Below are 19,663 nucleotides of genomic sequence, written 5' to 3'. Positions count from 1 at the left end.
TCGGTAAGGGAACGGTAAAGCGGTGTCGTTCGTTACCCCAGTCATGACAGCTATGACCCCAGGCTCGAACATCCCTCTGTCGGCCGCCCGCGTGACGGTGGACGTCTCCGCGCCGGTGCGGCTCGACGTGTCGGGCCTGCTGCTCACCGCCGACGGCAAGGTGCGCTCCGACGACGACTTCATCTTCTACAACCAGCCCACCGGACCGGGCGTGACCTACCGGTCCGGTGGCGGTGCGACGCCCGACGCGATCACGGTCGACACCGCCGCCGTGCCGCCGGACGTCGAGAAGATCGTGGTCACGGCCAGCCCGGACGCGGCCGGCCAGACCTTCCAGGGGATCGAGCCGACGGCCACGATCCGGGAGGCGGACGGCGGCCCGGTCCTGGCCACGTTCACTCCGCCTCGGCTCGGCACGGAGACGGCGCTGGTCGTCGTGGAGATCTACCGCCGCAACGGCCAGTGGAAGGCCCGCGCCGTCGGCCAGGGGTACGCCGACGGACTGGCGGGCATCGCGACGGACTTCGGCGTGACGGTGGAGGAGCCCGCCGCCGCGCCCGCGGCCCCGCCGCAGCAGCCGGCCGCCCCGCCGGCGCCCGCCGCGCAGGCCCCGGTGGCACCGCCCGCCCCGGTCGCCCCGGTCGCCCCGGTCGCCCCGGCCGCCCCGCCGGCTCCGGCGCCCGGCACCGGCAAGATCAACCTGGACAAGGGCCGGGTCAGCCTGCAGAAGAACCAGACCGTGTCCCTGGTCAAGGGCGGCCGCCCGCTGCTCTCCCTGGTGCAGATGGGCCTCGGCTGGGAGCCCGCGTTCCGCGGCAAGGACATCGACCTGGACGCCTCGGTCATCGCCTACGGTCCGCAGCGCAACGCCGTCGACAGCTGCTACTTCGGCAAGCTGACGATCCTGAACGGCGCGATCAAGCACTCCGGTGACAACCTCACCGGCGAGGGCGGGGGCGACGACGAGGTGATCACGGTCGACCTCGGCCGTCTCCCCCAGGAGGTCACCGGCCTGGTCTTCACGGTCAACTCCTTCTCCGGGCAGAAGTTCACCGAGGTCGCCAAGGCCTACTGCCGTCTGCTGGACGCCGCCTCCGGAGAGGAGCTGGTCCGTTTCGACCTCACCAACGCCGAGCCGCAGACGGGCGTGATGATGGCCAAGCTCATCCGGCAGTTCTCCGGTGAGTGGGAGATGACGGCGATGGGCGAGTTCGTGAAGGCCCGCACGGTGAGGAACATGGTGGAGCCGGGGTCCCGGGCTCTGTAGGCGGTCGTACGGCGTTCCTCGGCGCCCCCGTTCCCAGGGGGCGCCCCGTCATCGGTTCCCGCCCGGCCGCAGCCCCTCCCTCAGCAGCGCCAGGTACCGGCGGATCTCCCGCCCCTGCCCGTTCGCCAGTTCCGAGGCCGTCGCCACCCCGTGGGCCAGCCGCAGCACCTCGATCGGCTCCAGATCGGCCCGCAGCACCCCCTCCGCCTGGGCCGCCTCCACCAACCGGGTCGCCGCGCCCTTCACCGACGTGCCGCACGCCGTCAGCGCGGCCGAGCTGCCGTCCGTGACCGCCGAGCCCAGCAGGGACTTCAGCCCCCGCACCTGGATCGTGGCGACGCACAGTTCGTTCAGCCACTCCGTCAGCGCCTCACCCGGCGGCAGCTCCTCCGCCAGCTCGTCGGCCCGCGTCCCGAGCGCCTCGATCCGGTCCACGTACGCCGCCTCCAGCAGCGCCTGCCGGGTCGGGAAGTGCCGGTAGAGCGTGCCCGAGCCGACGCCCGCCCGCTTCGCGATGTCGTCGAGCGACGCGCTCTCCCCATGCTCGGCAAAGGCGTCGGCCGCCACCTTCAGCAACCGCTCGTAGTTGCGCCGAGCGTCCGCGCGCATGGGCCTGACCTGCGTCATCCAACTACTCCTTGCAAACCGGGGACCCTCTCCGTATCTTATCGAGCACTAAACGGAGACAGTCCCCGCTTATCGCCGTGTGCTCCGGGCAGTCCGCTCCGCCCTGCCCGTGTGCGCCGCCGCGCCCGGGGACGCCCAGACCGGGAGAACACCATGTCCGCCCCGTCCAGCCCGTCCAGCCCGTCCGCCACCGTCGGCACCACCTTCGCGCCCTCGCCTCCCGCGCGCCTCGGCACCACCCTCCTCGTCATCGTCACCGCCTACCTGATGGTCGGCGTCGACTCCACCGTCGTCAACGTGGCGCTGCCCGACATCGCCCGGGGCCTGCACTTCAGCCGCACCGGCCTGTCCTGGGTGCTCAACGCCTACACGCTCGCCTTCGGCGGCCTGCTGCTGCTCGGTGGACGCGTCGGAGACATCCTCGGCCGCCGCCGCACGCTGGCCGCCGGCGCGGCGCTGTTCGCCCTGTCCTCACTGCTCGGCGGCCTCGCCACCGAGAGCGGCTGGCTGCTCGCCGCCCGCGCGCTCCAGGGCCTCGGCGGCGCTCTCATCGCCCCCAGCACCCTCGCCCTGATCACCACCAACTTCCCCGAGGGACCCCGCCGTCACCACGCCCTGAGCGTGTACTCCTCCATGGCCGGCATCGGCGGCTCGGTCGGCCTGGTCCTCGGCGGCCTGCTCACCTCCTGGGCCTCCTGGCGCTGGGCCCTGCTCATCAACGTGCCCATCGGCCTCGGTCTCGTCCTCGCCCTGCCCCGCTTCGTCACCGAGACCCCGCGCCACGCCGGCCGCTTCGACCTCGGCGGCGCGCTGACGGGCACGGCCGGGACCACCTCCCTCGTGTACGCGTTCATCCGGGTCTCGGACGCGGGCTGGAGCGACACCCGGGCGCTGCTCGGCTTCGGTGCGGCGGCCGCGCTGCTGGCCGCCTTCGCGCTCGTCGAGGCCCGGGCCGAACAGCCCGTCATGCCACTGCGGCTGTTCGCCGACCGCGACCGGGCCGGCGGTTACGCGAGCATCCTGCTGCTGCCCGCGGGCATGTTCGGCGCCTTCTACTTCCTCACCCTCATCTGCCAGCAGGTCCTGGGCTACAGCCCGTTGCGCTCGGGCCTCGCCTTCCTGCCCCTGACCCTGGTGATGTTCACGGTGGTACGGCTGGTGCCCCGTCTGCTCGCCCGGGTTCGGCGCCAAGCCGGTGCTGCTGACCGGGATCACGCTGGTCGCCACGGGCACCGGGTGGCTGTGGCGACTGGGTCCCGGGGACGGCTACGCGGCCGGACTGCTCGGCCCGCTGCTGCTGTTGGGGCTGGGCGTGGGCCTGAGCTTCATGCCGCTCAACGCGACCATCCTGGCCGCCGTCGAACCCCGGGAGGCGGGAGCGGCCTCCGGACTGCTGCAGACGCTGCAGTGGATGGGCGGCACCGTCGGACTGTCCGTCCTGGTCACCGTGTACGGCGCGGCGGCCAGGCACACCACCGGAGCGCCGGGCGCCGTCCTCACCCATGGGGCCTCCCGCGCCTTCGGCGCCGGCGCGCTGATCGCCCTGGCCGCGCTCGCCGTGGCGGCGACGGTGATCACCGGCCGGCGCGAGTCCGCCTAGGGCCTAGAACAGGGCGCTGTAGGCGTTGAGCGCGGGCTGTCCGCCGAGGTGCGCGTACAGCACGGTCGAGTCCGCGCCGATCTCGCCGCGCCGGACGAGGTCGACGAGCCCGGCCATCGACTTCCCCTCGTAGACGGGATCGGTGACCATGCCCTCGGTCCGCGCGGCGAGCCGCATGGCCTCCAGGGTGGACTCGTCCGGGACGCCGTAGGTCCCCGCGTGGTACCTCTCGTCCAGCTCGACGGTCAACTCCCCCTCCACGCCGATCAGCCGGCCCGTGGCGCGGGCGATCCGGGCGATCTGCTCACGGGTGCGGGCGGGCTCGGCCGAGGCGTCGATCCCGAGCACCCGGCGCGGCCGGCCACCCGCCTCCCGAAGCGCCTGGAACCCGGCGACCATGCCCGCCTGGGTGGACCCGGTCACCGAGCACACGATCACCGTGTCGAAGAAGACGCCCGACTCGCGCTCCTGCTCGGCGACCTCGTACGCCCACCGGGCGAACCCGAGGCCGCCGAGCGGGTGGTCGGAGGCGCCCGCCGGGATGGCGTACGGCTTGCCGCCGGACTCCTCGACGTCCCTGAGCGCCCGCTCCCAGCTCTCCTTGAACCCGATCCCGAACCCGGCTCGCACCAGCCGCACTTCAGCCCCGGCGAGCCGGCTGATCAGGATGTTGCCGACCTTGTCGTACACGGAGTCCGGCCACTCCACCCAGCTCTCCTGCACCAGCACGCACTTCAGCCCGGCGCGGGCGGCGACGGCGGCGACCTGGCGGGTGTGGTTGGACTGCACCCCGCCGATCGAGACGAGCGTGTCGCAGCCCTGTGCGAGCGCGTCGGCGACGAGGTACTCCAGCTTGCGGGTCTTGTTCCCGCCGTAGGCGATCCCGGAGTTGCAGTCCTCCCGCTTGGCCCACAGGGAGGCACCGCCGAGGTGGGCGGTCAGGCGTTCCAGGGGGTGCACCGGGGAGGGGCCGAGCAGCAGCGGATAGCGGGCGTAGGAAGACAGGGACACGGGACCTCCTGGGGCGGGCGTGGTCAGTCGGGGTCGGCCAGGTCTGCGAGAGTGCGCCAGATGTCGGCCGTGACCCGGACGGCACCGTCCACGTCACCGTCGGCACAGGCCTCGATCAGCCGCCCGTGCAGCCCGGCCGAGCGGCACGAGCCGCCCTCACCGAAGCGCTGCCGTTCCAGGCGGCGGATGAGCGGGGTGTAGCGGGCGACGGTCGCCGCGGCCGCGCGGTTGCCGCTCACCCGGACCAGTACGTCGTGCAGCTCGTCGTCGGCGCGCAGGGCCTCGTCGACGTCACCGGCGCGTACGGCGGCGGCGAACCGGTCGTTGGCGGCGCGCATGTCCGCGAGGTCCGCGTCCCGCAGCCGGGGGACGGCGACCCGGGTGACCAGCTCGTGCATGGCGCCGACCACGGCCGCCGCGTCCCGTACGTCGGCGGCGACGAGCGGGGTCACCCGGGTGTAGCTCTGCGGCTTGCTCTCCAGCAGCCCCTCGTCCACGAGCCGCGCGAACGCCTCGCGCACGGGCGCGCGGGACAGCCCGAGCCGCTCGGCGAGGTCGGCGTCCCGCACCACCGCACCGGGCTCGATCTCCCCGGCCACGATGGCGTCCCGGATCGCGGCGTAGGCGCGGTCCCGGAGCAGGGTGCGGGTAAGGGGTCGTAGCGTCTCCACAAACTGAAATGTTAGATATCAGAACCCTCGCGGACAAGGGTGCGGCCCGCACCCCCCGTAGAAGTGCGGGCCACGATCAGGGCCGACCGTGGTTCAGGCCTGCCACGGCCAGTCGGCGTTCCTCGCCCCCTCGAGCAGCGGCACCATCCGGAAGGCCGAGTCCGACAGGCCTCCGAAGGTGTGCCTGTTCGCCGTGCCCGACGGGCCGTGGCCCGCCCGGTAGCCCTCCAGGTTCCAGGTGTAGACCGGGATGTGGGCCGGGATCTGCGAGGTCGGGTCGCCCTGGTGGTGCGGGGCGTACTGCTCGTCGGTGACGATCAGCACCCGGTCGTGCTTCCGGTAGTGCCGGCGCACCGCCTCGGTGGTGTCGGTGCCGCCCAGGTCGCCGAAGCGCTCCAGGATCTTCAGCACCGACTCGCCCTTGCGGAACTTCACCTTGGCGCTGGTCGTGCCGAACTGCACCAGGTCGGCGTCCGCGGCCCGCAGCGCGAGCGCGGTGCCGAAGATCGCCGCCGCGTCGGCCCGGGTGAGCTGCGAGCGCTCGGACACCGGCGACCAGAACATCGAGCCCGAGCGGTCGACCAGCACCAGCGTCCGGCCCGGCAGCGCGGGCACGTTGGCCAGCGAGTGGCCGAGCGCCCGCTCCAGCGGGTAGGACCAGCGCAGCGACGGCGCGTGCCGGTGGGCGGCCAGATAGCGGAAGGGGAACTGCCGCGAGCGCGCCACCTGCTCCGGGTCGCTGATCTTCGCCGCGACCCGGGCGGCGACCTCGTCCGAGACACCCGCCTCGTCGAAGTTCCGCAGGTTGCGGACCAGCGCCATCGGCCCCATGGAGGGGATCACGGCCTCCCAGGCCGCCTTGTCCATCGGGCCCTGCAGCCAGCCGGCCAGCGCCTCCCAGGTGATGCCGGCCGCCGCCAGCCGCTCGACGCCGTCGGGCGCGGTGACGACCGCCCGCCGCTCCTCGACGGGCAGCGCCATCAGCTCGCGGTGCGAGACGAGCGCCGCGAGCGACGCGGGCGGCACTGCGGTGTCCGGGTTGTGCCGGCGGTCGAGCGCGTACCGGAACAGCTCGCCCTGCCACGGTTTGTCCGGGTCCGGTGCCGCGTGCACCAGGTTGAGGATGTCGCCGAAGCGGAAGCCCTTGGACGCGGTGTCGTACTTCAGCAGCGACCGGGCGTGGTACAGCCGTCCTACGGCATCGGCGACGCCGCGCTTGACGGGCTTGGGAATGGCGCGGCCGTACGTCGCGGTCCAGTACGCGAGCAGCTCGCCGGGCTCGTCCGGGCGCTGGAGCACCGAGTCCACGACCTGCCGGTTCGGCGGGCCGTCGGTCGCGCCCGCCGCGAGCCGGGCGTGCACGTACTCGGCGGCGCCCACGATCGAGGCCGTCCGCATGTTGCCCTCGCCGCGCAGCCAGCCGAGCAGACCGGCCGTCCAGTCCGGGTCGCTGACGGCGAGGTCGCGCACGAGGCGGGTGAACCGGTCGTCGCGGTCCGCACCGCCCTCGTAGAAGGTGTCCTGCGAGACGAAGTTGGAGACGGCGAGCAGGAACAGCTCCGAGCGCGGGTCGCGCTCCTGGCCCCGGCCGCCCTCGTAGGTACGCAGGATGCGGCCCGTCGACGTCACCGCCGACTTCGGCTGCGCCTTGGCGGTACGCGTGTTGAATCGCGCCATGATGAATTCCCCCGAATTCGTTTGCATTTCGGAGGGAGGCGCGACAAAAGGAGGGTGTCCGAGATCAGGAGTCGGCTGCGGACTTTAGTCAGATGCTCTATCCATTGAGCTACACCGACCCGAAGTCGATGACGGGAGTCGAACCCGCAGCCTTCTGATCCAATGAAGTAACCGCTGCCTGCGCACCGGACACCCACCCAGTGCTGCGCCTCCCGAGATCAAGTCGGCCACGGCGGGGATTCTCTTTGCGAAAGAAGTAGCCGTGACCCGCGCACCGGGAGGTGCATGAAGTTTTCGGTGTCCAGAGATCGAGGCCGGCGGAACCGACGGTTGGTGCTCTGCCCCTGAGCTACACCGGCCTGTTGGAGCCGGTGGCGGGATTCGAACCCGCGGCCTCCCCATTAAGAGTGGAAGTAGGTCCTGCCTTCGCACCTGGACATGGATCACTCTAGGAGGGGAGCCGCGGGACGGGCGAGCGAATTAATTACCGGGCGACCGTCAGTCGCACTTCTGCCGCTTCCACGGGCCGGTGATGGCCAGCATGATGCCCGGGTCCTGGATGTTGGCGAACAGGGTGCGGCCGTCGGGGGAGAAGGTGACGCCGGTGAACTCGCTGTACTCGGGCTTCTCCGCGGTGCCGATGTTCAGCTCGTTGCGGGCGATGGGGTAGGTGCGGCCGCGCTCGGTCGCGCCGAACAGGTGCTGCACGCCCTCGCCGTCCTCGGCTATGACCAGGCCGCCGTACGGGGAGACGGTGATGTTGTCGGGGCCGTCGAAGGCGCCGTCGGCGGAGGGATCGGGGTTCACGCCGAGCAGGACCTTCAGGGTGAGGGTGCGGCGCTTGGGGTCGTAGAACCAGACCTGGCCGTCGTGCTGGACGGGGCTCTCCTCGCGGGCGAAGGAGGAGACGATGTACGTGCCGCCGTCGCCCCACCACATGCCCTCGAGCTTGCGGGCGCGGGTGATCTGGCCGCCGGTGAACTGCTTGCGGGTCGAGACGGCCTTGGCGTCACGGTCGGGGACGTCCACCCAGTCGACGCCGTACACGGTGCCGATCTTCGTGGCGCGGGAGAGGTCGTCCACGAACTTGCCGCCGGAGTCGAAGCACTTGAAGGCCTGCAGGACGCCCGCGTCGTCGGCGAGGGTGCGCAGCTTGCCGCGGCCGTGGCGGAAGCCCTCCGGCGGGGTCCAGCGGTAGAGCAGGCCGTTGGGTCCGGCCGCGTCCTCGGTGAGGAAGAGGTGGCCGCGCTTGGGGTCGACTACGACGGCCTCGTGGGCGTAGCGGCCGAGCGCCTTGATCGGCTTGGGCTCGCGGTTGGCCCGGCGGTCCTCGGGGTCGACCTCGAAGACGTAGCCGTGGTCCTTGGTCATGCCGTTCTGGCCGGCCTTGTCCTCGGTCTCCTCGCAGGTCAGCCAGGTGCCCCACGGGGTGTTGCCGCCCGCGCAGTTGGTGGAGGTGCCGGCGATGCCGACCCACTCGGCGACGTGGTCGCGGCGCACCTCGACGACCGTGCAGCCACCGGCGGCGGCGGGGTCGTAGACCAGGCCCTCGGTGAGCGGCACCGGGTACTTCCAGCCGGCGCGCGGGCCCTTCAGCTCGTGGTTGTTGACGAGGAGGGTGGCGCCGCGCGGGCCGTCGAAGGTGGAGGTGCCGTCGTGGTTGGACGGGGTGAACTCGCCCGACTCCAGCCTGGTCCTGCCGCTGTAGGTGATGATCTCGTAGGAGAAGCCCTCGGGCAGGGCGAGGATGCCGTCCGGATCGGGGATCAGCGGCCCGTAGCCGACCCCGTGGTGCCCGTGCGCCGACTCGCCGTCCGTGCTCTCGATGTCCGTGGCGGCCAGAGCGTTCGGTGCGGTGGCGAGGGCGCCGACGCTGCCCGCCAGTGCGACCCCGGCACCGGTGATCGCGGATTTTCTGGCGAAGTCCCTGCGGCTGAGCGACATGGTGTCTCCTGTGACGGTGGGCGTGCCGTGGAGGGTGGGGGGCCTCTGTTCGGCGCACACGCTCCCGCCCGCCTCTGAACGGGAGTTGAACGCCGGGCTACTTCGAAGGCCCCTGTTCCATGAATCCGTATGCACTGCCCCATGGCCAACAAAAGCACCGGCCATGTTTCGCTCCCGCGGGTGCTCAGCCGCCCTGCGCGGAGCGCGCCTTGAAAGCCGCCTTCCTCGCTTCCTTGGCCACCCTCTTGTCCGGGTGCAGCCGTCCCATCGCCTCCAGGACGTCCGCGGTCGCCGGATGGTCCACCCGCCAGGCCGCGGCGAAGAAGCCGCTGTGCTGCGCGGCCAGGCCCTCCACCAATGCCTGGAGTTCGTCGGAGTTGCCCTCGGCCGCCAGCTGTGCGGCCACCGTGTCCACGGTCAGCCAGAACACCAGCTCCTGGGTCGGCGCCGGTACGCCGGCGGCGCCGCGCTCGCTCAGCCACACCCGGGCGAGTCCGCCCAGTTCGGGATCGTCCAGCACCTCCCGCAGCGCCGGCTCGGCCTCCGCACCGACCAGGGACAGCGCCTGCTGGCAGCGCAGCCTGCGCAGCGGCGCACCGGCATCGGCGCCCCGTGCCGCCGCGAGCAACTCCCTGGCGGCCGCGAGGATGTCACGCCGGGCCAGCCACTGCTCGGTCTCGGCCCGAGCGGCGGACTGACCGAAGCGGGCGGTGCCGTCGAGCAGCGCGTCCGCGCCCTTGTCGGCGAGTTCACCGACCGCGGGGGCCTCGAACCCGGCCTCCAGCAGCCGGGCCCGCAGCCCGTACGCGCCGAGCGGGGTCAGCCGGACCATGCCGTAGCGGGCGACGTCGGTGTCGTCCACGGGCGCCGCGGGCTCCTCGTCGGCGTCCGCCATGAGCGCCTCGTCCACCGGCCGGTACTCCACGAGTCCGACCGGCTCCAGCGTCCGGAACTGGTCGTCGAGGCGCATCATGGCGTCGGAGACCTGTTCCAGGACGTCGTCGGTGGGCTCGCCCATGTCGCTGGGGACGATCATCGAGGCGGCGAGGGCGGGCAGCGGCACCGGCGCCTCGCCGGGGCCGTCCTCACTGACCGTCAGCAGGTAGAGGTTGCCGAGGACGCCGTCGAGGAACTCGGCCTCGGCCTCCGGGTCCCAGTCGAGTGACGAGAAATCGACCTCGCCGCCCGCGTCCATGGCCTCGACGAGACCGTCCAGGTCGGGCACGCTCGCGTCGGCGACGACGGTCTCCAGCGCGCTGAGCCACACGGTGAGCACGTCGTGCGGGGAGGCGCCGGTGAGCAGCGCCAGTTCCTCGCCGGCCGTCACCGTCCCGGCCTCCTCGTCGGTGATCTCGACCAGTCCGGCGTCGAGGGCCACCCGCCATGCCTCGGCGGCGTGGGCGGCGGCGTCGTCCCCGCTCAGCCCGAGCACCTCGGCGGCGGCCGGAAGCTGCTCCTCGACCAGGCCGCCGCCGGCGTCCACGCGGGTCCCGGGTCCGGCCCAGCGGGCGAGGCGGGCGGCGCGGGAGAGCAACGGCGTGGACAGCGCGGCGCGCGCCAGCTCCGCTTCGGGGTGCAGCCGTACGGGCGGCAGGGGGGAGCTGTCTGACATCGGCTGGTTCTCCTTGGACCGTGAACGTACTCAACCGCTCAGCGTAGACGGATTTCCACCCATGCCGCCCGGTTCATCTCCCGGCCGGCGGGCGTACATGGCCGAAACCTTGACAACTCCCGGCGCTAGGCAGGAGATTGACGCGCGTAGAAGTTGGGGGGACAACTGTTCACTCGGCTCTATGCGTGTCACGCAGGGCTACGAGCCCGGCACGCTCCCGTTCCACCCTCGTCCCGGCGCATCGTCACGTCCCCGGAGGGATCCCTTGCCGAGCAGGTCTTCCGCGCGCCTCGCCGCGCTCACCGTCGCCGCCGTCTGTTCCGCCGCGTCGACCGTCGTCCTCACCTTGCCCGCGCACGCCGACTCGGTGCGCATCCACGACATCCAGGGCACCACGCGAATATCACCGTTCGCGGGTCAGAAGGTCACGGACGTGCCCGGCATCGTCACGGCCACGCGCACCTACGGCTCGTCCAGGGGCTTCTGGATCCAGGATCCGACCCCGGACGACAACCCGGCCACCAGTGAGGGCGTGTTCGTCTTCACCAGCTCCACCCCGAAGGTCGCGGTGGGTGACTCCGTCACGGTCACCGGCACCGTGTCCGAGTACGTCCCGGGCGGCGCCTCCAGCGGCAACCAGTCGCTGACGGAGCTGACCAAGCCGACCGTCACCACCGTCTCCACCGGCAACGCGGTCCCGGCGCCCGCCGTGATCGACGAGGCCTCGGTGCCGGACGCGTACGCCCCGGCCGGCGACACGGCCGCGGCCGGCTCCGTCAACGGCCTGACCCTGGACCCGTCGAAGTACGCCCTGGACTACTACGAGTCCCTGGAGGGCATGAACGTCCAGGTCGCCGACACCCGCGTGGTCACCGCCACCGACCCCTACAGCGAGCTGTGGGTCACGGTGAAGCCGTGGGAGCACCGCAACCGCCGCGGCGGCACGGTGTACGGCTCCTACGACTCCCAGAACACCGGCCGGCTGCAGATCCAGTCGCTGGGCTCGACCGCCGACTTCCCGAAGGCGAATGTCGGCGACACCCTCGAGGGCACCACCACGGGCCCGCTGGACTTCAACCAGTTCGGCGGCTACACCCTGGTCGCGAGCGAGCTCGGCACGCTGAAGAGCGGTGGCCTGGAGCGCGAGACGACGCAGCAGCAGTCGCGCGGCGAGCTGGCGGTGGCGACCTACAACGTCGAGAACCTCGACCCGACGGACGCCACCTTCGACAAGCACGCCGCCGCGATCGTGAACAACCTGCAGTCGCCCGACATCGTGTCCCTGGAGGAGATCCAGGACAACAACGGCGCCAAGGACGACGGCACGGTCGACGCGAGCGGGACCGTGAACAAGCTGATCGACGCGATCGTCGCCGCGGGCGGCCCGAAGTACGACTGGCGGTCGATCAACCCGGTCAACGACCAGGACGGCGGCGAGCCCGGCGGCAACATCCGCCAGGTCTTCCTGTTCAACCCCGAGCGGGTGTCCTTCGTGGACCGCGCCGGCGGCGACTCGACCACCGCGGTCGAGGTCACCAAGGTGCACGGCAAGGCGCAGCTGACGGCCTCCCCGGGCCGCATCGACCCGGCGAACGCCGCCTGGGCCAACAGCCGCAAGCCGCTGGTCGGCGAGTTCGTCTTCCGCGGCAAGACCGTCTTCGTGATCGGCAACCACCTCAACTCCAAGGGTGGCGACCAGGGTCTGACGGCGCAGTACCAGCCGCCGGTGCGCAGCTCGGAGATCCAGCGCCACGCACAGGCGACCGAGGTGAACGCGTTCGTCAAGGACATCCTGTCCGCGCAGAAGAACGCGGACGTCATCGCCCTCGGCGACATGAACGACTTCGAGTTCTCCGAGACCGCGCAGATCCTCGAGGGCGACGGCGAGCTGTGGTCGGCGATCAAGTCGCTGCCCCGCAGCCAGCGTTACAGCTATGACTACCAGGGCAACGAGCAGGTCCTGGACCAGATCCTGATCAGCCCGGCGATCCGGCGCGGCTGCGACTTCGAGTACGACAGCGTGCACATCAACTCGGAGTTCAACGACCAGATCAGCGACCACGACCCGCAGGTCCTGCGGTTCCGCCCGTAACTCGCCTCAGGGCCGGCTGAACACGCCGTTCAGCCAGTCCTGCCAGGCGGTTCCGTTCGCCTCGGCGTCGGCGTCCGGCGCGAAGTCGTGCACGCTGACGCCGAGCGGGGCGCCCCAGTGACCGCGCCCGAAGAAGCGGATGAGGGCGTGGTCGGTGCGCAGCCCGACGAAGTACGGGTTGCGGTAGTCGAGCACGGCGTCCAGGGCCTTGCCACCCGGGCCCTGGACGCTCACCTTCGAGCCCGCGGCCGTGTCGTCCGCGAGGCCGAGCGCCCGTGCGGCGGCGGCGAGCGCCCGTGGCGACTGCGAGGCCGCGGGTCCGTCCACCTGGGCGAAGGCGACCGGGCGGGGCGCGAAGTGCGTGAGGTACTCGCACAGGGTGTGCAGATAGAAGTTGGTGTGCTTGCTCGCGCCGTCGTACTGGTTGTTCCAGTCGTCGGTGAAGATGCCGCTGTGCACGTAGCGCACCCAGGCGCGGCGCCCCTCGTCGCGGGGCTCGATGGTGTAGTCGAGCTGGTTGACGGACTGGACCGGGAAGCCGACGTCCTCGCTGCGGTTGGTGTAGCGGTGGGGCGGGTCCCAGGCGGTGACGGTGGAGCCGAAGGGCCCCTGGCCGCCCTCGCGGGGCTCGGGCGGGTCCATCGGCCACAGGTAGCCACCGGTGCCGGTGGTGATCGCGTCCCACACCTTCTCCGGCGGGGCGTCGACCTCGAACTCGCGGACGATCTCGAATTCCTTGGACATGGCGGGCTCCTGCTCAGCTTTCGACGGGGGGCTGGTCCTTGACCGTGGGGTGGAGGGCGACGACGATCCGGTGGTCGCGGCCGCCCTCGCTGTCGGGGGCGTCGTACTTGCGCATCAGGGCGCTCACGCCCGCCGTCAGCTCCTGCACGAAGGCCGCGCGGTCGGCGGCGGAGGCGAAGCGGACCTCGCCGTCCAGGGCATAGGTCGCCAGCGGCTTGCGGGCCCTGGTGGCACCGGTGATCAGCGCGCCGACGTCCCGCACCAGGCGGGCGCCGAGCGCGAGCAGCCAGCGCGCGGAGAGCTGGTCGCGGAAGCGGTCCGGGTCCGGCTGCACGGCGGGCAGGGCGGCCGGCGAGATGACGTACGACGCGGCGGTGGCGCGCATCAGCCTCTCGGTGACATTGCCCTTGCGGCGCTCCCCGGCCAGTTCGACCAGGCCGTGCCGCTCCAGCGCCTTGAGGTGGTAGTTCACCTTCTGCCTGGGCAGGCCGACCCGGCCGGCCAGCATCGCGGCCGACGCGGGCGCGGCGGCCAGCTCGGCGAGCAGCCGGGCCCGTATCGGGTCGAGCGATACGGCCGCTGCCTCGGGGTCCTCGATCACGGTCACGTCCAGCATGCGTCCACCCTCCCACCGAAAACTTTTTTTGTCCAGACGGACAGAATTTTCGGTGAGAGGGTGGGGCCAGCCCGCGCCGAGCGGGTGCCGCGGTCAGTGGTGGTGCTGCCTGCGCCAGGCGATGCCCGCCGCCACGGCGGCGGCGCCCAGCACGCCCACGGCGAGGATCGGCCCCGGGTGGCGCATGCCCGTGCGCAGCGCTCCGCGCAGGGGCTGCGGGACGTTCCCCTCGGCGGAGTGGCCCGCCCGCGCGGCCCGGTCCTGTACGGCGTGCCCCGCGTGGGTCGCCCGGTCCTGAAGGGCGTGGCCGGCGTGCGTCGCCCGGTCCTGGACGGCGTGGCCGGCGTGGGTCGCCCGGTCCTGCACGGCGTGGCCGGCGTGCCGGGCACTCGCGCGCAGCTGGACGGTCATGGCACCGGCCTTGTCCTTCAGGTCGGCGGCCCGGGCGCGGGCCCGGCCCTTCACATCGGCCTTGTCCACCAACTGCGCGACGGTGTCGCCGAGCTGGCTCCTGGTGTGCTCGATCTGGCGTCGCAGCTCGTCGGGCCCCTTGGCGCCCGAGCCGTGCGGGATCCTGTGCGTCATCGATGTGCCCCTTCCCTGATCGCGTCGACGTCCGCCCTGACGCTGCCGAGCGTCTCCTCGGGTGTGGGCGGGGCGGCACGGCGCAGCTGGGCGCGCCCCGACGCGGCCAGCAGACCGGCCACGGCGAAGAAGACCGCGGCGACGATCAGCGCCGCCGCCCACACGGGCAGGGTCAGGGAGAGTGCGGCGGTGGCCGCGCCGGCCAGGACGATCAGGCCGACGTATCCGACGGCGCCCGCGGCGCCCAGCAGCCCGCCGCCGCGTCCGGCCCGGCGCCCCTTCTCGGTCAGCTCCTCCTTGGCGAGGGTGACCTCCTGCCGCAGGAGCCGGGAGAGCTGTTCGGTGGCCCGACCGACGAGTTCACCCGTGGAGGGGTGCCCGTCGGCCGCGGGCCGTGCGTGCTGGGTCACGGTCACGGTGTTCCGCCTCCTCTCTGTACGGAACATCCGGGTACCCCGGCCCGGAGCCGTTAGCCGTGCTCCGCTCCCCCGGCCCCGCGGTCGCCGAGCCGTGCGAGTTGGGTCTGGAACCAGTCCAGCCGGGCCTGCAACAGGGCTGCTTCGGCGACGAGTTCGGGGACACCCAGGTCCCCGGCGGCGGCCAACTCGGCGGACGGGACGGCCCCGGCGCCACTCCCCGCGACCACCCGCAGGCCCTCCCCGGCCAGCCGGGCGAATCCGGCGAGCGAGACGGACGTACGCCCGCCCGCGCACCCCCCGCACGCGGGGGCGAGGGCCTGCCAGCCGGGTCTGCCCCAGCCCGCGTCGGCGAGCGCGGCGGCGGTGGCACCGCAGGCGCACGGGCCGACCGTCGCCGTGCGTACACGCTGCCGTGCGTAGCGGTAACCGCGCTCGAAGCGGATGTAGGCGCCGAGCACGGAGACTTCGAGCAGGATCGCGCTCCGGTGCTCCGCCGTGCACAGCAGCGCCTCGGCGGCCGTGCGGTCGTGCACGCAGTGGAAGCCGCAGTCGCACAGGCGCGCGGGCGGACGGTGGCGGCGCCCGTAGACGCACGAGGCGTCGGCGAGCACGCCGTACGGCAGCGCGCCGCCCAGGGACACACCGGTGAACCCGGCCCGGGTGCCGTCCTGGGACAGCACCGGGTGGGCGATCTTGTGTCCGGTCGGCGGCTCCGTCGGGCGTTCCACCGGGAGCCGCAGCCTCATCGGGCCGCCGGTACCTCTTCGCGGGCCGGCGGTTCGGCCGGTGCGGTGCGGGTGATCTCCTCGGGGAGCCGCGGCTCCTCCTCGCGGACGAGTGGCCGCTCCTCGGCGACTCCGGTGGCCAGTGCCTTGCCGAGCTTCATGGTGCCTCCCATGACCGACGTCGATGACCGTCCGGCCCCCATAGTGACCCATGAACGGACTGGTTGGACACAGCACCTTCGGCCGTCCACCCAACATCTCAGCAATACTTATCAATACTCTATAGAAGAATTAAGTAGAGCTTCACCATGGTCGTGCCGAGACTACTCGTATGACGAACCGACGCAAGCCCTTCGGCCGTACGCTCTGCGCGATGATCACCCCGTTCACCGAGTCGGGCGCGCTCGACCTGGAGGGGGCCCGGCGGCTGGCCGGCCGGCTGGTGGCCGAGGGCTGCGACGGCCTGGTGCTGAACGGCACCACGGGCGAGTCGCCGACCACCACGGACACGGAGAAGGCGGACCTGGTCGGGGCCGTCCGGGAGGCGGTCGGCGACCGGGTCCGTCTGGTCGCGGGCGTCGGGACCGCCGACACCCGGCACACGATCGAGCTCGCCCTGGCGGCCGGGAAGGCGGGCGCGGACGGGGTGCTGGTGGTGACCCCGTACTACAGCAGGCCCCCGCAGGAGGCGGTGGAGGCGCACTTCCGCGAGGTCGCCGACGCGAGCGGCCTGCCGGTGATGCTCTACGACATCCCGGGTCGCACCGGCACCCGGATCGAACCGGAGACGATGATCCGCCTCGCCGAGCACCCGGGGATCGTGGCGGTCAAGGACTGCTCATACGATTTCCTCGGCGTCCAGAAGGTGCTGGCGCACACGGAGTTGGCGTACTACGCGGGCTGTGACGAGCACGTCCTCGCGCTGTACGCGGTGGGCGCGGCCGGCTGTGTGAGCACGGTCGCCAACGCCGTACCGGGCCACATCGCCGCCGTCCTGGACGCCTTCGACGCGGGTGACACCGGCCGCGCCACCGAACTCCAGCTGCGGGCGACGCCGTTGGTCGAGGCGATGATGGGCGCGGGCCTGCCGGGCACCGTCACCGCCAAGGCGCTGCTGGCCGAACTCGGCCTGCCCGCGGGCCCGGTGCGCGCTCCCCTGCTGCCCGCCGGCCGGGAGAGGGCCGACGGGCTGCTGGCGCGGTACGAGGAGCTGGTCAGCGGGTCGTGAACAACGGCTCCCAGCGGCCGCCGGTGTTGTCCTTCGGCGAGCGGAAGCCGCTGAGGGGCCGCACCTTCTGGCTGCCGACGGTGACGAGGACCAGCCGCTGGTGGAACTCGTTGCCGTCGCCGCCGATGCCCCAGGCGATCAGCCGCTTGCCGTCGGCCCAGGCCAGCAGCTGCTGACCGGGCACCTTGGTGACGCGCCTGCCGGAGACGGGATCGTCGATGGCGGAGGCGATCTCGTCGCCCTGCCCGGCGAAGTCGCCGGCCGCGTACTTCCCGTCGGGCGAGAGGCCGGCCTCGACGTACGGGGGCACATGCGCCTCGGTCGCAGGCGTCGGCACGTCCGTGCCGTCGAGGGCGTGGTACTTGCGGCCCGGGTCGGTGCTCAGGGGTTCCCAGAGGTACTTCCCGTCGTGACTGAACTCCAGATCCGTGCGTGCGTTGAGTGCCCAGTCATCCTTGCCCTTCCCGTACGGCAGCTTGTGCCACTGCCCCGCTCCCGAGGCGACGTCGACCAGCGTGAACCCGGTCCGGCTCGGCACCTGCTGGGGCTCGATCGTGTCGTTCACCGGGATCCGCTTGCTCCAGAAGGCGCGGTCGGGGTTCTTGGCGTAGGTGGTGACGACCAGTCTGGTCCCGTCGGGCGAGAAGGCCGCCCCGCCGGCGCCCTGCGGCACCGGGATCCACCGCTCGACCCTGCCGCTGGCCATGTCCAGCAGACCCACCCGGGAGGCGGGCAACTCCCGCTCCAGCACGGCGGCCGTGCGGGCGCCCGGCGCGACGGCCACGAGGGCCCAGCGGTCGTCCTTCCCGTAGGTGCCGGTGTCGGGGTCCAGCAGCCGGTAGGTACGCGTGATGATCTGATCCTTGTTCGGCTGCTTCACTGCCTTCTGCGTGCTGTAGCCGGCCATGACGGCATCTCCCGCGCCGATCAGGTCGCGCGGCGGCGACTGGTCGGCGTGGGCCACGACCCGGCCGTCCGTGACAGCGGCCGGACGCACGTCCCGCCCACCGCCGTCCAGCATCGGCACGCCCACCGCGACGGCGACCACGGCCGCGGTGCCGACGGCGGCTGCGGCGATCCGGCGGGTGCGGCGCCTGCGGCGCAGCATCAGCACCCGGTCGGCGAGGTTCGCGGCCGCCGGCCGCGTCTGCCCCGCCATCTCCTGCAGGGAGGCGCGCATCAGTTCCTCGACGTTCACGGACGCACCTCCACGGGCGAGAAGTCACGGGCCGGCTGCAGATCGGCTCCGTCGACCGCGGCCAGCTCCGGTGCGAGCGTGCGCAGCCGGGCCAGGGAGCGGTGGGTGGTGGACCGTACGGTGCCGACCGAGCAGCCCAGCAGCCGGGCCACGTCGGCCTCGGGCAGGTCCTCGAAATAGCGCAGCACCAGCACGGTGCGCTGGCGCGCGGTGAGCCGGGACAGCGCGGTCCGCAGCACGAGCCGCAGCTCGGCGGCACCAGAGGCGTCCGGGGCGGTCGCGGCGTCCGGCAGCTCGGCGACCGTGACCTCCCGCCGCGGCCACTTCAGCCGCCAGCGGCTGATCTGCTGCCGGTACAGGATCCGCCGGACGTAGGCTTCCGGTTCGTCGATCCCCTGCCATCGCCCGGCCGCCTTCACCAGCGCGTTCTGCAGCAGGTCCTCGGCCGCGTGCCGATCCCCGCCACTCAGCAGCACGGCGGTCTTCAGCAGGGCCGAGGACCGACCGGCCACGAACTCCCGGAAACTCTCCTCCGCTTGGGCATCCATCGTCACCTTCTCTTCCCCGGGCCGACCTGGTGTCCGGGCCCTGTATCCCTGGTGACGCGCGAGCCGGAGCGCGGCTATGCCTGCCCGGCGCAGGAAATTTCCGGGGCTCGCACGGCCCCGCTGCCGTACGGTGACCCCGTGAGCCGCCCCCTGCTGTTCCTGGACGTCGACGGCCCCCTCAACCCGTACGCGGCCCAGCCGGAACGCCGCCCCGAGGGCTATACGACCATCAGGGCGTCCCTGCTGCCCGGCCGCCCCCTGCTGGTCTGGCTGAACCCGTCCCACGGTCCGGCGCTGCTGGCGCTCGGCTACGACCTGTGCTGGGCGACGACCTGGATGGCGGCGGCCAACCGCTGGATCGCGCCGGTCATCGGTCTGCCCGAGCTGCCGTACGTCGACTTCGGGCAGGGACTGTTCGCCGAGCGGCCGGACGGGGTGCACTGGAAGACCGAGGCGATCGTGACGTACGCCGAGGGCCGCCCCTTCGCCTGGGTGGACGACGAGCAGAGCCCGGCGGACACCGCCTATGTGGCCGCCCACCACGCCGGACCGGCGCTGCTGCACCACGTCGACCCGAGGGTCGGCCTGCGCGAGAAGGACTTCACGGTCCTGGCAAACGCGATCGGCGGCCTCGTGACACGCCTGTGACAGTCGACGGACAGCCCGATGACGTTACCGGCCCAAACTCGAAGAAAGAGGGCGAAAAGCCGATACCGGACATTTGCCCACTGCTTTCGAGGACGCGAGCAGCGACGACCGAGTCGATCCGCCGAAGGACTTCCGATGAGCCTCACCCTCACCACGCAGATCGCCGAAGCCACCGCCCCCGAGCTCGCTCCGCGTGAGCGGGAGACCCTCCAGCACATCGCCGCCGGCCGCACCTACCTGCAGACCGCCCGCCACATGGGCCTCTCCAAGCACACGGTCGACGCCTACCTGCGCCGCATCCGCACCAAGCTCAACATCAACAGCACGGCCGAGCTGACCCGGCTGGCCATCTCCATGGGGCTGTGAGGCAGGAATGATCGCGGGGGGGGGGGGGGGGGGAGAGGCCGGCCCCCCCCCCCCCCCACCAGTTTTTGGGTTTTAGGGGGGTATT

The 19,663-nt window shown here is 72.1% G+C and carries 19 protein-coding genes and 1 pseudogene; 6 read left to right on the top strand and 14 right to left on the bottom strand.

All coding sequences use genetic code 11. The features are described from left to right. Window positions 1–52 precede the first annotated feature (52 nt). On the top strand, window positions 53–1,267 hold the full coding sequence (locus AC07CM_RS21095) for a TerD family protein (protein ID WP_478877941.1): 1,215 nt from the start codon (window positions 53–55) through the stop codon (window positions 1,265–1,267). Between the two features lie 48 nt (window positions 1,268–1,315). Here AC07CM_RS21095 and AC07CM_RS21090 read toward each other — a convergent pair whose 3' ends face one another. Next, window positions 1,316–1,894 (bottom strand): TetR/AcrR family transcriptional regulator, encoded by a 579-nt coding sequence (locus AC07CM_RS21090; RefSeq protein ID WP_478877940.1) that lies wholly within the window; start codon window positions 1,892–1,894, stop codon window positions 1,316–1,318. Window positions 1,895–2,047: 153 nt separating this feature from the next. Between AC07CM_RS21090 and AC07CM_RS21085 the strand changes: the two are divergent. Beyond that, a pseudogene (locus tag AC07CM_RS21085) lies at window positions 2,048–3,494 on the top strand (MFS transporter). A gap of 3 nt (window positions 3,495–3,497) precedes the next feature. Here AC07CM_RS21085 and AC07CM_RS21080 read toward each other — a convergent pair. The 5 genes from AC07CM_RS21080 to AC07CM_RS21060 all read right to left on the bottom strand — a co-directional run bounded on the left by AC07CM_RS21080 (window position 3,498) and on the right by AC07CM_RS21060 (window position 10,409). Then, entirely contained in the window at window positions 3,498–4,505 is a 1,008-nt protein-coding gene (locus AC07CM_RS21080; RefSeq protein WP_478877939.1) for a 1-aminocyclopropane-1-carboxylate deaminase, read from the bottom strand. A 23-nt stretch (window positions 4,506–4,528) separates the two neighbouring features. After that, entirely contained in the window at window positions 4,529–5,176 is a 648-nt protein-coding gene (locus AC07CM_RS21075) for a GntR family transcriptional regulator (RefSeq protein ID WP_478877938.1), read from the bottom strand. A 93-nt stretch (window positions 5,177–5,269) separates the two neighbouring features. Then, window positions 5,270–6,853: a TROVE domain-containing protein gene (locus AC07CM_RS21070; RefSeq protein ID WP_478877937.1), complete on the bottom strand. Its 1,584-nt coding sequence runs from the start codon at window positions 6,851–6,853 to the stop codon at window positions 5,270–5,272. 498 nt (window positions 6,854–7,351) lie between these two features. Then, a complete protein-coding gene (locus AC07CM_RS21065) occupies window positions 7,352–8,797 on the bottom strand; it encodes an alkaline phosphatase PhoX (RefSeq protein ID WP_478877936.1) in 1,446 nt (481 codons plus the stop codon). 184 nt (window positions 8,798–8,981) lie between these two features. After that, entirely contained in the window at window positions 8,982–10,409 is a 1,428-nt protein-coding gene (locus tag AC07CM_RS21060; RefSeq protein ID WP_478877935.1) for a hypothetical protein, read from the bottom strand. 265 nt (window positions 10,410–10,674) lie between these two features. Here AC07CM_RS21060 and AC07CM_RS21055 point away from each other — a divergent pair, with 265 nt between their 5' ends. Beyond that, window positions 10,675–12,501 carry an endonuclease/exonuclease/phosphatase family protein gene (locus AC07CM_RS21055; protein ID WP_478877934.1) on the top strand — a complete coding sequence of 609 codons (1,827 nt, stop codon included), beginning with the start codon at window positions 10,675–10,677 and terminating at the stop codon, window positions 12,499–12,501. A gap of 6 nt (window positions 12,502–12,507) precedes the next feature. Here the strand turns inward: AC07CM_RS21055 and AC07CM_RS21050 are convergent, their stop codons facing one another. The 6 genes from AC07CM_RS21050 to AC07CM_RS21025 all read right to left on the bottom strand — a co-directional run bounded on the left by AC07CM_RS21050 (window position 12,508) and on the right by AC07CM_RS21025 (window position 15,751). Beyond that, on the bottom strand, window positions 12,508–13,245 hold the full coding sequence (locus AC07CM_RS21050) for an SRPBCC family protein (protein WP_478877933.1): 738 nt from the start codon (window positions 13,243–13,245) through the stop codon (window positions 12,508–12,510). 13 nt (window positions 13,246–13,258) lie between these two features. Further along, the gene (locus tag AC07CM_RS21045) at window positions 13,259–13,861 is read right to left on the bottom strand and encodes a helix-turn-helix domain-containing protein (protein ID WP_478877932.1); all 603 of its coding nucleotides are present in this window, start codon (window positions 13,859–13,861) and stop codon (window positions 13,259–13,261) included. Window positions 13,862–13,954: 93 nt separating this feature from the next. After that, window positions 13,955–14,446 (bottom strand): DUF3618 domain-containing protein, encoded by a 492-nt coding sequence (locus AC07CM_RS21040; RefSeq protein WP_478877931.1) that lies wholly within the window; start codon window positions 14,444–14,446, stop codon window positions 13,955–13,957. Then, a complete protein-coding gene (locus AC07CM_RS21035; protein WP_478877930.1) occupies window positions 14,443–14,862 on the bottom strand; it encodes a phage holin family protein in 420 nt (139 codons plus the stop codon). The genes AC07CM_RS21040 and AC07CM_RS21035 overlap by 4 nt, the downstream gene beginning before the upstream one ends. A 53-nt stretch (window positions 14,863–14,915) precedes the next feature. Then, a complete protein-coding gene (locus AC07CM_RS21030) occupies window positions 14,916–15,611 on the bottom strand; it encodes a hypothetical protein (RefSeq protein ID WP_478877929.1) in 696 nt (231 codons plus the stop codon). Beyond that, on the bottom strand, window positions 15,608–15,751 hold the full coding sequence (locus tag AC07CM_RS21025; protein WP_478877928.1) for a hypothetical protein: 144 nt from the start codon (window positions 15,749–15,751) through the stop codon (window positions 15,608–15,610). Before AC07CM_RS21025 ends, AC07CM_RS21030 begins: the two co-directional genes overlap by 4 nt. A gap of 170 nt (window positions 15,752–15,921) precedes the next feature. On the opposite strand from AC07CM_RS21025, the gene dapA reads away from it, so the two are divergent. Then, complete coding sequence (gene dapA, locus AC07CM_RS21020; RefSeq protein WP_478877927.1) at window positions 15,922–16,818, top strand: 4-hydroxy-tetrahydrodipicolinate synthase; 897 nt, start codon at window positions 15,922–15,924, stop codon at window positions 16,816–16,818. Here dapA and AC07CM_RS21015 read toward each other — a convergent pair. Both AC07CM_RS21015 and AC07CM_RS21010 read right to left on the bottom strand, forming a co-directional pair. Continuing rightward, a complete protein-coding gene (locus AC07CM_RS21015; RefSeq protein WP_478877926.1) occupies window positions 16,805–18,016 on the bottom strand; it encodes a YncE family protein in 1,212 nt (403 codons plus the stop codon). The two genes, dapA and AC07CM_RS21015, sit on opposite strands and share 14 nt — an antisense overlap. Then, window positions 18,013–18,564: a SigE family RNA polymerase sigma factor gene (locus AC07CM_RS21010; RefSeq protein ID WP_478877925.1), complete on the bottom strand. Its 552-nt coding sequence runs from the start codon at window positions 18,562–18,564 to the stop codon at window positions 18,013–18,015. The genes AC07CM_RS21015 and AC07CM_RS21010 overlap by 4 nt, the downstream gene beginning before the upstream one ends. Before the next feature lie 138 nt (window positions 18,565–18,702). On the opposite strand from AC07CM_RS21010, the gene AC07CM_RS21005 reads away from it, so the two are divergent. Then, window positions 18,703–19,212 (top strand): HAD domain-containing protein, encoded by a 510-nt coding sequence (locus AC07CM_RS21005; RefSeq protein ID WP_478877924.1) that lies wholly within the window; start codon window positions 18,703–18,705, stop codon window positions 19,210–19,212. A 135-nt stretch (window positions 19,213–19,347) separates the two neighbouring features. Further along, on the top strand, window positions 19,348–19,578 hold the full coding sequence (locus tag AC07CM_RS21000; RefSeq protein ID WP_478877923.1) for a response regulator transcription factor: 231 nt from the start codon (window positions 19,348–19,350) through the stop codon (window positions 19,576–19,578). The last annotated feature ends 85 nt before the right edge of the window (window positions 19,579–19,663 follow it).

The organism is Streptomyces sp. NPDC044061 (assembly GCF_056434305.1).
Note: the sequence above shows the minus strand (reverse complement) of the source record. Positions and strands in the feature narration are given on the sequence as shown.

What these genes read in the sequence shown, in the direction of transcription:
- AC07CM_RS21070 (WP_478877937.1), bottom strand. Translation starts at nt 6,853, where the DNA reads ATGGCGCGATTCAACACGCGTACCGCCAAGGCGCAGCCGAAGTCGGCG.
- AC07CM_RS21050 (WP_478877933.1), bottom strand. Translation starts at nt 13,245, where the DNA reads ATGTCCAAGGAATTCGAGATCGTCCGCGAGTTCGAGGTCGACGCCCCG.
- AC07CM_RS21030 (WP_478877929.1), bottom strand. Translation starts at nt 15,611, where the DNA reads ATGAGGCTGCGGCTCCCGGTGGAACGCCCGACGGAGCCGCCGACCGGA.
- AC07CM_RS21010 (WP_478877925.1), bottom strand. Translation starts at nt 18,564, where the DNA reads ATGGATGCCCAAGCGGAGGAGAGTTTCCGGGAGTTCGTGGCCGGTCGG.
- AC07CM_RS21065 (WP_478877936.1), bottom strand. Translation starts at nt 8,797, where the DNA reads ATGTCGCTCAGCCGCAGGGACTTCGCCAGAAAATCCGCGATCACCGGT.
- AC07CM_RS21045 (WP_478877932.1), bottom strand. Translation starts at nt 13,861, where the DNA reads ATGCTGGACGTGACCGTGATCGAGGACCCCGAGGCAGCGGCCGTATCG.
- AC07CM_RS21025 (WP_478877928.1), bottom strand. Translation starts at nt 15,751, where the DNA reads ATGAAGCTCGGCAAGGCACTGGCCACCGGAGTCGCCGAGGAGCGGCCA.
- AC07CM_RS21095 (WP_478877941.1), top strand. Translation starts at nt 53, where the DNA reads ATGACCCCAGGCTCGAACATCCCTCTGTCGGCCGCCCGCGTGACGGTG.
- AC07CM_RS21090 (WP_478877940.1), bottom strand. Translation starts at nt 1,894, where the DNA reads ATGACGCAGGTCAGGCCCATGCGCGCGGACGCTCGGCGCAACTACGAG.
- AC07CM_RS21060 (WP_478877935.1), bottom strand. Translation starts at nt 10,409, where the DNA reads ATGTCAGACAGCTCCCCCCTGCCGCCCGTACGGCTGCACCCCGAAGCG.
- AC07CM_RS21040 (WP_478877931.1), bottom strand. Translation starts at nt 14,446, where the DNA reads ATGACGCACAGGATCCCGCACGGCTCGGGCGCCAAGGGGCCCGACGAG.
- dapA (WP_478877927.1), top strand. Translation starts at nt 15,922, where the DNA reads ATGACGAACCGACGCAAGCCCTTCGGCCGTACGCTCTGCGCGATGATC.
- AC07CM_RS21000 (WP_478877923.1), top strand. Translation starts at nt 19,348, where the DNA reads ATGAGCCTCACCCTCACCACGCAGATCGCCGAAGCCACCGCCCCCGAG.